The sequence below is a fragment of the Streptomyces katrae genome (assembly GCF_002028425.1).
Taxonomy (GTDB): Bacteria; Actinomycetota; Actinomycetes; order Streptomycetales; family Streptomycetaceae; genus Streptomyces; species Streptomyces katrae_A.
The window spans coordinates 3,898,684-3,911,552 of record NZ_CP020042.1; the positions used below are offsets into that span (position 1 = coordinate 3,898,684).

A 12,869-nucleotide genomic window follows, 5' to 3' on the forward strand; every position below is an offset into this window, starting at 1 on the left:
TTACTCCTCGTGCTCCCGATCCGGGGACGTTTCGCCCCCGGCGGCCTCGGCGGCCGTTCCCTCGGCTGCCGCGGCCTCGATCCCTGTCTCGATCTCGTCGACCTCGTCAGCTTCCTGACCGGCCTCGGCGTTGCGGGCGATGCCCACCACGGCATCCCGCTTGCCCAGGTTGATCAGCTGGACGCCCATGGTGTCACGGCCCGTCTCCCTGACTTCGTTGACGCGCGTACGGATCACACCGCCGCCGAGCGTGATGGCGAGGATCTCATCCGATTCGTCCACCACCAGCGCGCCGACGAGCGAGCCGCGGTCCTCCACGATCTTGGCGGCCTTGATGCCCAGACCGCCACGGCCCTGGACGCGGTACTCGTCCACCGCGGTCCGCTTGGCGTAGCCGCCGTCGGTCGCGGTGAACACGAACGTACCCGGCCGGACAACGCTCATCGAGAGCAGTTCGTCACCCTCGCGGAAGCTCATGCCCTTCACGCCGGAGGTGGCGCGGCCCATCGGGCGCAGCGCGTCGTCCGTCGCCGTGAAGCGGATGGACTGCGCCTTCTTGCTGATGAGCAGCAGGTCGTCCTCGGCGGACACCAGCTCTGCGCCGATCAGCTCGTCGTCGCCGCCGTCCTCGGTCTCCCGGAGGTTGATGGCGATGACGCCGCCCGAACGCGGGGAGTCGTAGTCCTTGAGCGCCGTCTTCTTCACCAGGCCGGCCTTGGTGGCCAGGATCAGGTAGGGCGCGGCCTCGTAGTCGCGGATCGCGAGGATCTGGGCGATCTTCTCGTCCGGCTGGAAGGCCAGCAGGTTCGCCACGTGCTGCCCGCGCGCGTCGCGTCCGGCGTCCGGGAGCTCGTACGCCTTGGACCGGTAGACGCGGCCCTTGTTCGTGAAGAACAGCAGCCAGTGGTGCGTGGTGGAGACGAAGAAGTGGTCGACCAGGTCGTCCTGCTTCAGCTTCGTGCCGCGCACGCCCTTGCCGCCGCGCTTCTGCGAGCGGTAGTCCTCGGTCTTGGTGCGCTTGACGTAGCCGCCGTGCGTGATGGTGACGACGATGTCCTCTTCGGCGATCAGGTCCTCGATGGACATGTCACCGTCGAAGGGCACCAGCTTGGAGCGGCGGTCGTCGCCGTACTTCTCGACGAGCGCGGCCAGTTCCTCGCTGACGATCGAGCGCTGCTTCTCCGGCGAGGCCAGGATCGCGTTGTACTCGTCGATCTTCGCCTGGAGTTCGTCGTGCTCGGCGACGATCTTCTGGCGCTCCAGGGCCGCGAGGCGGCGCAGCTGCATCTCCAGGATGGCGTTGGCCTGGATCTCGTCGATCTCCAGGAGGCCCATCAGGCCTTCGCGCGCGATCTCGACGGTGTTGCTGCGCCGGATGAGGGCGATGACCTCGTCGATGGCGTCCAGCGCCTTGAGCAGGCCGCGCAGGATGTGGGCCCGCTCCTCCGCCTTGCGCAGGCGGAAGCGCGTACGCCGGACGATGACCTCGATCTGGTGCTGCACCCAGTGGCGGATGAACGCGTCGATCGACAGGGTGCGCGGCACCCCGTCCACCAGCGCCAGCATGTTCGCGCCGAAGTTCGTCTGCAGGTCGGTGTGCTTGTAGAGGTTGTTCAGCACGACCTTGGCGACGGCGTCGCGCTTGAGCACGATCACCAGGCGCTGGCCGGTCCGGGACGAGGTCTCGTCGCGGACGTCGGCGATGCCGCCGATCTTGCCGTCCTTCACCAGGTCGGCGATCTTCTGCGCCAGGTTGTCGGGGTTGGTCTGGTACGGGAGCTCCGTGACCACCAGGCACTGGCGGTTCTGGATCTCCTCGACCTCGACCACCGCGCGCATCGTGATGGAGCCGCGGCCGGTCCGGTACGCCTCCTCGATGCCCTTGCGGCCGACCACGAGGGCGCCCGACGGGAAGTCAGGGCCCTTGATCCGCTCCAGCAGCGCGTCCAGGAGCTCCTCGTGCGAGGCCTCCGGGTGCTCCAGCGCCCACTGCGCGCCCGCCGCGACCTCGCGCAGGTTGTGCGGCGGGATGTTGGTGGCCATGCCGACCGCGATACCGGCGCTGCCGTTGACCAGCAGGTTCGGGAAGCGCGCCGGCAGGACCGTCGGCTCCTGGTTGCGGCCGTCGTAGTTGTCCGTGAAGTCGACGGTCTCCTCGTCGATGTCCCGGAGCATCTCCATGGCCTGCGGCATCAGCTTGCACTCGGTGTAGCGCATCGCCGCCGCCGGGTCGTTGCCCGGGGAGCCGAAGTTGCCGTTCGAGTCCACCAGCGGCATGCGCATCGACCACGGCTGGGCCAGGCGGACCAGGGCGTCGTAGATGGAGCTGTCACCGTGCGGGTGGTAGGTGCCCATGACGTCGCCGACGACGCGGGCGCACTTGTAGAAGCCCTTCTCGGGCCGGTAGCCGCCGTCGTACATCGCGTACAGCACGCGACGGTGGACGGGCTTGAGGCCGTCCCGTACGTCGGGCAGCGCGCGGGAGACGATGACGGACATCGCGTAGTCGAGGTAGGAGCGCTGCATCTCCGTCTCGAGCCCGACGGGCTCGATGCGCAGCACGGGCTGCTCCTCCGCAGTGTTCTCAGCGTTCTTTGCGGGTTGGGTGGTTTCGTCGGCCATTGCCGGTCAGAAGTCCTTTCGGGCGGTCAGCGGAGGCCGACTCAGATGTCGAGGAAGCGGACGTCCTTGGCGTTGCGCTGGATGAAGGAACGCCGCGCCTCGACGTCCTCACCCATCAGCACCGAGAACAGGTCGTCGGCCTGCGCCGCGTCGTCCAGCGTGACCTGGCCGAGCACGCGGTGGTCCACGTCCATCGTGGTGACGCGCAGCTCCTCGGCGTTCATCTCGCCCAGACCCTTGAAGCGCTGGATCGAGTCTTCCTTGATCCGCTTGCCGTTCTGCTTGCCGAGCTCGACCAGGGCGTCGCGCTCGCGGTCCGAGTACGCGTACTCGAAGTCGTCGCGGCCCCACTTGATCTTGTACAGCGGCGGGCGGGACAGGTAGACGTGCCCGGCCTCGACCAGCGGACGCATGAAGCGGAAGAGGAAGGTCAGCAGCAGGGTGTTGATGTGCTGGCCGTCGACGTCGGCGTCCGCCATCAGGATGATCTTGTGATAGCGGAGCTTCTCGATGTCGAAGTCCTCGTGCACGCCGGTGCCGAAGGCGCTGATCAGCGCCTGGACCTCGGTGTTCTGGAGGATCTTGTCGATGCGCGCCTTCTCGACGTTCAGGATCTTGCCGCGGATGGGCAGGATGGCCTGGTACATCGGGTTGCGGCCGGACTTCGCGGAGCCGCCGGCGGAGTCACCCTCGACGATGAAGATCTCGCACTTGGTCGGGTCGTTCGACTGGCAGTCCGACAGCTTGCCGGGCAGCGAGGCGCTCTCCAGCAGGCCCTTGCGGCGGGTCAGGTCACGGGCCTTGCGGGCCGCGACGCGGGCCGTGGCGGCCTGGATCGCCTTGCGGACGATGTCCGCGGCCTCGACCGGGTTGCGGTCGAACCAGTCGTTGAGGTGCTCGTGGACGACCTTCTGCACGAAGGTCTTGGCCTCCGTGTTGCCCAGCTTGGTCTTCGTCTGGCCCTCGAACTGGGGCTCGCCCAGCTTGACCGAGATGATCGCCGTCAGACCCTCGCGGATGTCCTCGCCGGCGAGGTTGTCGTCCTTCTCGCGGAGCAGCTTCTTGTCCCGCGCGTAGCGGTTGACCAGGCCGGTCAGCGCCGCGCGGAAGCCCTCTTCGTGGGTGCCGCCCTCGTGCGTGTGGATCGTGTTCGCGAAGGAGTAGACGCCCTCGGTGTACTGCGAGTTCCACTGCATCGCGATCTCGACCGAGAGCATGCGCTCCTTGTCCTCGGCCTCGACGTCGATGACGGTGGGGTGGATCAGCTCGCCCTTGCGCGAGTTGAGGTACTTCACGAAGTCGACGATGCCGCCCTCGTAGTAGTACTTCACCGTGCGGGCCTGCGGCTCGGCCGTGTCCGCGTCCGGGTCGTCCGCGCCCGCCGTGGCCTTCGCCGACTCGCGCTCGTCGGTCAGCGTCAGGGTCAGGCCCTTGTTGAGGAAGGCCATCTCCTGGAAGCGCCGCGACAGCGTCTCGAAGGAGTACTCGGTGGTCTCGAAGATGTCGCCGTCGGCCCAGAACGTCACCGACGTACCGGTCTCGTCGGTCTCCTCGTTCTTGGCCAGCGGGGCCGTGGGCACGCCCAGCTTGTAGTCCTGGGTCCAGCGGTACCCGTCCGTCTTCACCTCGACGGCGACCTTGGTCGACAGGGCGTTCACGACGGAGACGCCGACGCCGTGCAGACCGCCGGAGACGGCGTAGCCGCCTCCGCCGAACTTGCCGCCCGCGTGCAGGACGGTCAGGACGACCTCGACGGCCGGCTTCCCCTCGGACGGGACGATGCCGACCGGGATGCCGCGGCCGTTGTCGACCACGCGCACCCCGCCGTCGGCGAGGATCGTCACGTCGATGGTGTCCGCGTGCCCGGCCAGCGCTTCGTCGACCGAGTTGTCGACGACCTCGTAGACGAGGTGGTGCAGACCACGCTCACCCGTCGAGCCGATGTACATACCCGGCCGCTTGCGGACCGCGTCCAGGCCCTCGAGGACCTGGATCGCACTGGCGTCGTAATTCTTCTCGTTGGAGTCGCCGGAATCGGCCACGAAGCGCCCTTTCTGGCACAGCGCAGCCCGTACTCCGGACCAGCAAGTGCGCCGGCGGGAGCGGCCGCGTCGATCTGCGTTGTCTGCGTGATCCCGCGATCGGGCGGGATTGTCTCCAGTCTACCGGTACCACTGACATGAGTGGGGGTTTGCCGGTGCCTGAGTCCGCATGTGCCGCCCTGAACCTCCTCTGTCCGACTCCCCATATCCGGGGAGGGGCTCAAAGAGGCTCACACGGGCGTCCAGCGCTTCGGCCTGTCAACCCGTGGCTACCGTGAGGGACGCCGCATTCGCCACGGGAACCCCAGCCCTGCGCAGACCGTCCGGCACTGGCCGGATGTTTCCGCCGCCGGCCCGGCCCGGGCCTCGCCCGCGTCCGGGGCGGGGGCGTCCGCAGCGGTGGCTCGGGGGAGGGTCCGGGCGGAGCCCCGGATGCGGCGCGGCCGGGCCCGCACCCGCAGCGGGGCCCTATCCCCAGGTGTCCCCGGGGCCCGAGCTCCCCGGCGCCCTCAAGGGGCCGTACCGCTTCGGCCGCCCGCCGGGCCCCTGCACCTTGATCAGCCGCACGGTCCCCTGCCCCAGGTCCGCGTTCAGCCGCGCCACCAGCTGCGGCGCGAGCAGCTTCAGCTGGGCGGCCCAGGCGGAGGAATCGCAGCGGACCAGCAGCTCGCGGTCCTCGTACCGTTCCGGTTCGCAGTGCGCGGCGATCTCCGGTCCGACGATGTCGGCCCACCGCTCCATCACCCCGGCGACCGCGATCGGCATCTCCCAGCCGCGTTCGGTGCGCAGCCGGTCCAGGGCCGCCATCAGCGGCATCGGGTCCCGGCCGTCGGCGCGCGCGCCGGAGCGCAGGCCCGGCTGCTGCTGGCGCTTCTTCCCGCCGACCGCGTTGCCACGGGCCCGGGCCTGCTCGCGCGCGGCGGCCAGGGCCTGGCGGGCCAGGTCCACTCCCGAGGGCTCGGGAGCCTTCCGCTTCTGCTGCTCGCCGTCGTTCACAGCCGGGTCACCTCACCGCCGGACACCGCGTAACGCGTCCCCGTCAGCACGTCCGGCACGTCGTCGTCCACCGCCGCCGTCACCAGGACCTGCTCGCCCGGAGCCACCAGTTCCGCGAGCCGCTCGCGGCGGCGGGCGTCGAGCTCCGCGAAGACGTCGTCCAGGATCAGCACCGGTTCGTTCCCCTCCGAGCGCAGCAGCTCGTACGAGGCCAGCCGCAGCGCCAGCGCGTACGACCAGGACTCGCCGTGGCTGGCGTACCCCTTGGCCGGGAGGTCGCCGAGGCGCAGGAGCACGTCGTCGCGGTGCGGCCCGACCAGCGTGACCCCGCGTTCGATCTCCTGCTTGCGCACCTCGGACAGGCCCGCCAGCAGCACCTCGTACAGCGCCTCGCGGGTACGGGCCTCCCCGCCGTCGGCCGCCTCCCCCGTGGAGGCCTTGTAGGCCAGCCCGAGCGGGCCGCCGCCGGGCGCGAGCTGCTCGTAGGCCTTGTCGGCCAGCGGCAGCAGGGTCGCGATCAGGTCCAGCCGGTGGGCCAGCAGCTCGGCGCCCGCGCGGGCGAGGTGCTGGTCCCACACGTCGAGGGTGGACAGGTCCATGGAGCGGCCGCCGTGCCGGCGGGCCATCGCCGCCGACTTCAGCAGGGTGTTGCGCTGCTTGAGCACCCGCTCGTAGTCGGAGCGGACCGCCGCCATGCGCGGGGAGCGGGCGGTGACCAGCTCGTCGAGGAACCGGCGCCGCTCCCCGGGGTCGCCCTTGACCAGGGCCAGGTCCTCGGGGGCGAACAGCACGGTCCGTACGATCCCCAGCACGTCCCGGGGCCTGACCTGCGAGGACCGGTTGATACGGGCCCGGTTGGCGCGGCCCGGGTTGAGCTCCAGCTCGACCAGCTGCCGGCGCTCGCCCTGGGTGACGGCGGCCCGCACGACGGCCCGGTCCGCGCCCATGCGCACGAGCGGGGCGTCCGAGGAGACCCGGTGGCTGCCCAGGGTGGCCAGGTAGCCGATGGCCTCGACCAGGTTGGTCTTGCCCTGGCCGTTGGGGCCCACAAAAGCCGTGACGCCCGGGGCGAGGGGGACCTCGGCCCGGGCGTACGAGCGGAAGTCGGCCAACGAGAGATGCGAGACGTGCATATGGCGCCGACCTCCCCCGGCTTCCTGCTGCTGTGCTCTGTGGTGCTGTGGTGCGGTTACTTCTTCTCGACCGCGTGGCCGCCGAACTGGTTGCGCAGCGCCGCGATCATCTTCATCTGCGGCGAGTCGTCCTGGCGGGACGCGAAACGGGCGAAGAGCGAGGCGGTGATCGCCGGGAGCGGCACCGCGTTGTCGATCGCCGCCTCGACGGTCCAGCGGCCCTCGCCCGAGTCCTGGGCGAAGCCCCTGAGCTGGTCGAGGTGCTCGTCCTCGTCCAGCGCGTTGACGGCCAGGTCCAGCAGCCAGGAGCGGATGACCGTGCCCTGCTGCCAGGACCGGAACACCTCGCGGACGTCGGTGACCGAGTCCACCTTCTCCAGCAGCTCCCAGCCCTCGGCGTAGGCCTGCATCATGGCGTACTCGATGCCGTTGTGGACCATCTTCGCGAAGTGGCCGGCGCCGACCTTGCCCGCGTGCACGGCGCCGAAGTCACCCTCGGGCTTGAGGGCGTCGAAGACCGGCTGGACCGCGGCGACGTGCTTCTCGTCGCCGCCGTACATCAGCGCGTAGCCGTTCTCCAGGCCCCAGACGCCGCCGGAGACGCCGCAGTCGACGAAGCCGATGCCCTTGGCCTCGAGCTCCTTGGCGTGCTTCTCGTCGTCCGTCCAGCGGGAGTTGCCGCCGTCGACCACGATGTCGCCGGGGGAGAGCAGCTCCGCCAGCTCGTCCACGGTGGACTGCGTCGCGGCGCCTGCCGGGACCATCACCCACACCACGCGGGGGGCCTGGAGGCTGTCCACAAGCTCCCGCAGGCTGTGGACATCGGCGAGGTCCGGGTTGCGGTCGTATCCGATGACGGTGTGGCCTGCGCGGCGGATGCGCTCGCGCATGTTGCCGCCCATCTTGCCGAGACCGACGAGACCGAGCTCCATCAGGTGGGTTCCTTAAGCGTTGGGGCCGTCTGTATCGGGGCTCCCCGGGGGCCGGTGGTTTCCGGCCGTTTTCTCCTGGGTCGCCCGCCGGGTCCGAGCCTACGCCGGGGCGTGGCGGGAGGCCGCTCCGCACGGCGCCGGGCCCGGCCCCCGCTGCTGCGGGACCCCGGGCCCGGTGCCGGCGTGCGGGACGGGGGTCAGCCGGAGAGGCGGACCGGCATGATCAGGTACTTGTAGGCCTCGTCCGCCTCGGCGTCGACCGCGGGACGGCCGCTGAGCAGGGCGGGCTTGGTCGAGGTGGTGAAGCTGAGCTGGGCGGCCGGCGAGTCGATCGCGCTCAGGCCGTCGAGCAGGAAGGTCGGGTTGAAGGCGATCGAGATGTCGTCGCCCTCCAGCGTCGCGTCGACGCGCTCCACAGCCTGTGCATCGTCGCTGGACCCGGCCTCCAGGATGAGGACGCCCTGCTCGAAGCTGAGGCGGACCGGGGTGTTGCGCTCGGCGACCAGGGCCACGCGCTTGACCGCCTCCACGAACGGGGCGGTCTCGATCACGGCGACCGAGTTGAACTCCGTCGGGAAGAGCGTGCGGTACTTCGGCAGGTCGCCCTCGAGCAGGCGGGTGGTGGTGCGGCGGCCCGCGCCCTCGAAGCCGATGAGGCCCTCGCCCTGGCCGGAGCTGGAGAGCGCCAGGGTGACGGTGTCACCGCTGGTCAGGGACTTGGCAGTGTCGAGGAGGGTCTTGGCGGGCACCAGGGCCACGGCCGAGGCGTCCGGGTTCTCCGGCTTCCACAGGAACTCGCGGACCGCGAAGCGGTAGCGGTCGGTGGAGGCCAGGGTGACGCGGTCGCCCTCGATCTCGATGCGGACACCGGTCAGCACGGGCAGCGTGTCGTCACGGCCGGCGGCGATGGCCACCTGGGCGGCGGCGGAGGCGAAGACCTCACCGGGGACGGTGCCGGTGGCGGTGGGCATCTGCGGCAGGGCCGGGTACTCCTCCACAGGCAGGGTGTGGAGTGTGAACCGAGAGGAGCCGCAGACCACGGTCGCCCGTACACCGTCTGTGGAAATCTCCACCGGGCGGTTGGGGAGGGCGCGGCAGATGTCGGCGAGGAGCCGGCCGGAGACGAGGACCGTGCCGTCCTCTTCCACGTCCGCCTCGACGGAGACGCGGGCCGAGACCTCGTAGTCGAAGCCGGAGAGGGACAGGGTGCCGTCCTCGGCCTTCAGCAGCAGGCCCGCGAGCACGGGCACCGGCGGCCGGGCCGGGAGGCTGCGTGCGGCCCAGGCCACCGCCTCCGCGAGTACGTCGCGCTCCACCCGGATCTTCACCGGAACCGCCTCCTGCTGTTGCTCGCTCGTCTGCCGGCCTTCGTCGTCGGTCGTCGATGCCTCGACCGATGCCGGGGACCAGTCTGACGTACGGCGCCGACAGTCGTTGCGGCTGGCGGTCAAGTCGGGAGCGAGGCGTCGGGGCGGCCGTCCGACGAGTTGTGCACAGGACCTGCTTGAAAACCGAATCCGCGCTAACTGTCTATGGGGGTAGTAGTAGGGCCTGTGGAAACGGTGGAAAAGCCCGTTGGCGCAGGTCAGCCCGGGTTTTTTATCCCCACACCCTGTGGGTGGCACCGGTGGACAACACGGTGTCTCTGTGGAGAAAGCAAAGTTCTGCACAGGTCGTCCCCAGGGGACCCCCACTACTCCACAGGTGTGTCCCCAGTTTTTCCCCAGAAGTCCACAGCCCAAACGTCGACATCCGTGTGACGGCTTTCACTCTTGACGGTGACCGGAGGGGGCCGGTTGCCGAACAGTGGACAGCCGTGTGGAGAACCGTCGGGAACCTGTGCACAGGATGCGCCAACCTGTGAGTCGGCGGTGGACAGAGGCGTGGACGAGCTTGTGGATGATTTTTCTGTCCACAGCCTGTGGATGATGCTTGCGCACAATTCCACAGCCGCCTGACCTGGGCTGATGAGGCCTCAACCTGCACTCCTGTGGACAGATTGTGGGTGAGGATCACTGTCCTCAGGCTGTGGACGGAAGAAAGTCGGGGAATCTGTGGACAACTGCCGCTCCCGGGGGCGTATTCGAACAGAGCTGGGGCGCACGAACGACGAAGGGCGCCCCCGGTTGGATCCGGAAGCGCCCTCTGGAGGGGGTCGAGAGGCCCCTGACGCGCCGGCCGGGGGCCGTCCTCAGCCGTTCTTGATGCGGTTGGTGAGCTCCGTGACCTGGTTGTAGATGGAGCGGCGTTCCGCCATCAGGGCGCGGATCTTGCGGTCCGCGTGCATGACGGTGGTGTGGTCGCGGCCGCCGAACTGGGCCCCGATCTTCGGCAGGGACAGGTCCGTCAGCTCCCGGCACAGGTACATGGCGATCTGCCGCGCCGTCACCAGGACCCGGCTGCGCGAGGATCCGCACAGGTCGTCCACGGTCAGCCCGAAGTAGTCCGCGGTGGCCGCCATGATGTCGGCGGCGGTGATCTCGGGAGCGCTGTCCTCGCCGCCCGGGATCAGGTTCTTGAGGACGTCCTCGGTCAGGCCCAGGTCCACCGGCTGCCGGTTGAGGCTCGCGAACGCGGTGACCCGGATCAGCGCCCCCTCCAGCTCGCGGATGTTGCGCGAGATCCGCGAGGCGATGAACTCCAGTACCTCCGGCGGGGCGTTGAGCTGCTCCTGGACGGCCTTCTTGCGCAGGATCGCGATCCGGGTCTCCAGCTCGGGCGGCTGGACGTCGGTGATCAGGCCCCACTCGAAGCGGTTGCGGAGCCGGTCCTCCAGGGTGACGAGCTGCTTGGGCGGCCGGTCCGAGGAGAGGACGATCTGCTTGTTGGCGTTGTGGAGCGTGTTGAAGGTGTGGAAGAACTCCTCCTGCGTCGACTCCTTGCTCGCCAGGAACTGGATGTCGTCGACGAGGAGGATGTCCATCTCGCGGTAGCGCTTGCGGAACGCGTCGCCCTTGCCGTCGCGGATGGAGTTGATGAACTCGTTGGTGAACTCCTCCGAGCTCACGTACCGCACCCGGGTGCCGGGGTAGAGGCTCCGCGCGTAGTGCCCGATGGCGTGCAGCAGGTGCGTCTTGCCGAGACCCGACTCCCCGTAGATGAAGAGCGGGTTGTACGCCTTCGCCGGTGCCTCGGCCACGGCCACCGCCGCGGCGTGCGCGAAGCGGTTGGAGGCACCGATGACGAAGGTGTCGAAGAGGTACTTGGGGTTCAGCCGTGCGGTCGGCTCCAGCGGTCCCGACGTGGAGCCGCCGGAGGGGGCCGACGGAGGCGGCGCGGGCGTCGGCCGGCCGGGGGCCGGACGTGCGGGGGACGGCTCGTACGAGGGCTGGTCGTAGGACTGCTGCTCGTACTGCTGGGGCTCGTACTTCTGCTGTTCGTAGGAGGACTGCTCGTACTTCGGCTGCTCGTAGCCGCCCTGCTCGTAGCCGCCGGACTCCGGCTGCTGGAGGTAGCCGGGCTGCGGGGAGGCGTAGGGGTCGCGCTCGGGGAAGCGCTGCTGCTGCCAGCCGTAGTCGTCCTGGCCGCCGCGCGGCCAGGCGCCGGGCTCGGGGCGCGGCTGCTGGTACTCCGGGTACGCGGGGCGGGCGGTGGGCAGCTGCTCCTCGCCGGGGCCGGCGCCGGGGCGCGGACCGCCGTACGGCTCGTAGGCCTCGCGGGAGGGGGAGGCGGGCGGGGAGGGGGGCGCGGGCTCGCCCGCGGAGTCGTCCACGGTGATGGCGATCCGGATCGGCCGGCCGCACTCGCGGCTGAGGGCGTCACTGATCAGCGGGGCGAGGCGCCCCTCGAGGACCCGCTTGCCCCATTCGTTGGGGACGGCGAGCAGGGCGGTGTCGGCGACGAGGGCCAGTGGCTGGCAGCGTTCCACCCACTGCTTGTCCTTCGGCTCGATCCCCTGCTGACCCTCCCCGAGCAGCTTCTCGAGCACGCGTGGCCACACTGCGGCAAGATCGGCAGGTACGTCAGCCACAGAGCACGCTCTCTCACAGGTCCCTCGTCCCACGAATGTGTGGTTCTTTGGGACGGTCGGGACAAAAAATCAGGGATCAGGCAACGGTAGTCAGGCCGGTGGGTGCGGTTCAAGTCGTTGTCCACAGCCTGTGCACAGTGTGGGGCAGGGACGCTCGGTTTGACCGGATGGCGTAGCCCCGCGTACCGTAGCGAGGTCGAGTTGTCGATGGCTGCTGCCGCCTGCCTACCGATGGGCGAAGATCACTAATTGTGATCATTTAGCGGTGTCCACTCGGGCGAACACGCGAAGTTCCTCGTGGGCGCACGGTGACAGCCAGGCGATGTACCGCCACAACGATTCATTTTCTGGAGCCCCCGAGTGAGCAAGCGCACCTTCCAGCCGAACAACCGCCGTCGTGCCAAGACGCACGGCTTCCGCCTGCGTATGCGTACCCGCGCCGGTCGCGCCATCCTGGCGAACCGCCGCAGCAAGGGCCGCGCCGCCCTCTCCGCGTAACAACGCGCAGGTCGTGACGTCGTGCTGTCTCCCGAAAATCGGCTGAGGCGGCGCGAGGACTTCGCGAGCGCGGTGCGCCGAGGGCGCCGGGCCGGTCGCCCGCTCCTCGTCGTCCACCTACGTACCAGCGGTGCCACGGACCCGCACGAGCCGGGGGAGACTCTTCCCTCGCCGCGTGCGGGTTTCGTCGTCAGCAAGGCCGTCGGCGTCGCGGTCGTCCGGAACCGGGTGAAGCGCCGCCTGCGGCACCTCGTCCGCGACCGGCTGGGCCGGCTTCCCGCCGGTAGCCTGGTGGTGGTGCGGGCCCTGCCCGGAGCGGCTGACGCCGGCGTCGACGAGCTGGCCCGCGACCTGGACGCCGCCCTCGGGCGGCTGCTGGGAGGCGTGGCTCGATGAAGTACCCGCTGCTCGCTTTGATCAAGCTGTACCAGTGGACGATCAGTCCGCTGCTCGGGCCGGTGTGCCGCTATTACCCGTCGTGCTCGCGCTACGGGTTCACGGCCATCGACCGGCATGGTGCGGTGAAGGGGACGGTTCTGACCGCCTGGCGGATCCTGCGGTGCAACCCGTGGTCCCCGGGTGGTGTCGACTACGTCCCACCCCGTAAACGCCCGCGTTGGCACGAGCAGCTGCGCAGTGCGTTGCGTAGATCTCGCAATGCTCAAGGAGCCTGATT

Annotated in this window: 10 protein-coding genes; 3 read left to right on the plus strand and 7 right to left on the minus strand. The window is 69.5% G+C overall.

The window, feature by feature from the left end:
• The 7 genes from gyrA to dnaA form a co-directional block, all read right to left on the minus strand.
• The gene (gyrA, locus tag B4U46_RS17730; protein WP_079428596.1) at positions 1 to 2,622 is read right to left on the minus strand and encodes a DNA gyrase subunit A; all 2,622 of its coding nucleotides are present in this window, start codon (positions 2,620 to 2,622) and stop codon (positions 1 to 3) included.
• A gap of 41 nt (positions 2,623 to 2,663) precedes the next feature.
• The gene (gene gyrB / locus B4U46_RS17735; protein WP_079428598.1) at positions 2,664 to 4,685 is read right to left on the minus strand and encodes a DNA topoisomerase (ATP-hydrolyzing) subunit B; all 2,022 of its coding nucleotides are present in this window, start codon (positions 4,683 to 4,685) and stop codon (positions 2,664 to 2,666) included.
• A 447-nt stretch (positions 4,686 to 5,132) separates the two neighbouring features.
• Positions 5,133 to 5,660, minus strand: a complete 528-nt coding sequence (locus B4U46_RS17740) for a DUF721 domain-containing protein (RefSeq protein WP_079428600.1) — start codon at positions 5,658 to 5,660, stop codon at positions 5,133 to 5,135.
• The gene (gene recF, locus B4U46_RS17745; protein ID WP_079428602.1) at positions 5,657 to 6,793 is read right to left on the minus strand and encodes a DNA replication/repair protein RecF; all 1,137 of its coding nucleotides are present in this window, start codon (positions 6,791 to 6,793) and stop codon (positions 5,657 to 5,659) included. Before recF ends, B4U46_RS17740 begins: the two co-directional genes overlap by 4 nt.
• 56 nt (positions 6,794 to 6,849) lie before the next feature.
• On the minus strand, positions 6,850 to 7,725 hold the full coding sequence (gnd, locus tag B4U46_RS17750; RefSeq protein WP_079428603.1) for a phosphogluconate dehydrogenase (NAD(+)-dependent, decarboxylating): 876 nt from the start codon (positions 7,723 to 7,725) through the stop codon (positions 6,850 to 6,852).
• Between the two features lie 197 nt (positions 7,726 to 7,922).
• On the minus strand, positions 7,923 to 9,053 hold the full coding sequence (gene dnaN / locus B4U46_RS17755) for a DNA polymerase III subunit beta (RefSeq protein ID WP_079428605.1): 1,131 nt from the start codon (positions 9,051 to 9,053) through the stop codon (positions 7,923 to 7,925).
• Positions 9,054 to 9,916: 863 nt separating this feature from the next.
• A complete protein-coding gene (gene dnaA, locus B4U46_RS17765; RefSeq protein ID WP_398898676.1) occupies positions 9,917 to 11,728 on the minus strand; it encodes a chromosomal replication initiator protein DnaA in 1,812 nt (603 codons plus the stop codon).
• Positions 11,729 to 12,055: 327 nt separating this feature from the next.
• Here dnaA and rpmH point away from each other — a divergent pair, with 327 nt between their 5' ends.
• From rpmH to yidD, 3 genes are read left to right on the plus strand one after another with little or no spacing between them, the layout of a single operon-like run.
• Complete coding sequence (rpmH, locus tag B4U46_RS17770; RefSeq protein WP_018547628.1) at positions 12,056 to 12,193, plus strand: 50S ribosomal protein L34; 138 nt, start codon at positions 12,056 to 12,058, stop codon at positions 12,191 to 12,193.
• Positions 12,194 to 12,214: 21 nt separating this feature from the next.
• The gene (rnpA, locus tag B4U46_RS17775) at positions 12,215 to 12,589 is read left to right on the plus strand and encodes a ribonuclease P protein component (protein ID WP_079428608.1); all 375 of its coding nucleotides are present in this window, start codon (positions 12,215 to 12,217) and stop codon (positions 12,587 to 12,589) included.
• Positions 12,586 to 12,867, plus strand: a complete 282-nt coding sequence (gene yidD / locus B4U46_RS17780) for a membrane protein insertion efficiency factor YidD (protein WP_079428610.1) — start codon at positions 12,586 to 12,588, stop codon at positions 12,865 to 12,867. Before rnpA ends, yidD begins: the two co-directional genes overlap by 4 nt.
• Positions 12,868 to 12,869: the final 2 nt, after the last annotated feature.

Coding starts and splice junctions, on each gene's coding strand:
- yidD (WP_079428610.1), top strand. CDS start 12,586: ATGAAGTACCCGCTGCTCGCTTTGATCAAGCTGTACCAGTGGACGATC.
- gnd (WP_079428603.1), bottom strand. CDS start 7,725: ATGGAGCTCGGTCTCGTCGGTCTCGGCAAGATGGGCGGCAACATGCGC.
- gyrA (WP_079428596.1), bottom strand. CDS start 2,622: ATGGCCGACGAAACCACCCAACCCGCAAAGAACGCTGAGAACACTGCG.
- recF (WP_079428602.1), bottom strand. CDS start 6,793: ATGCACGTCTCGCATCTCTCGTTGGCCGACTTCCGCTCGTACGCCCGG.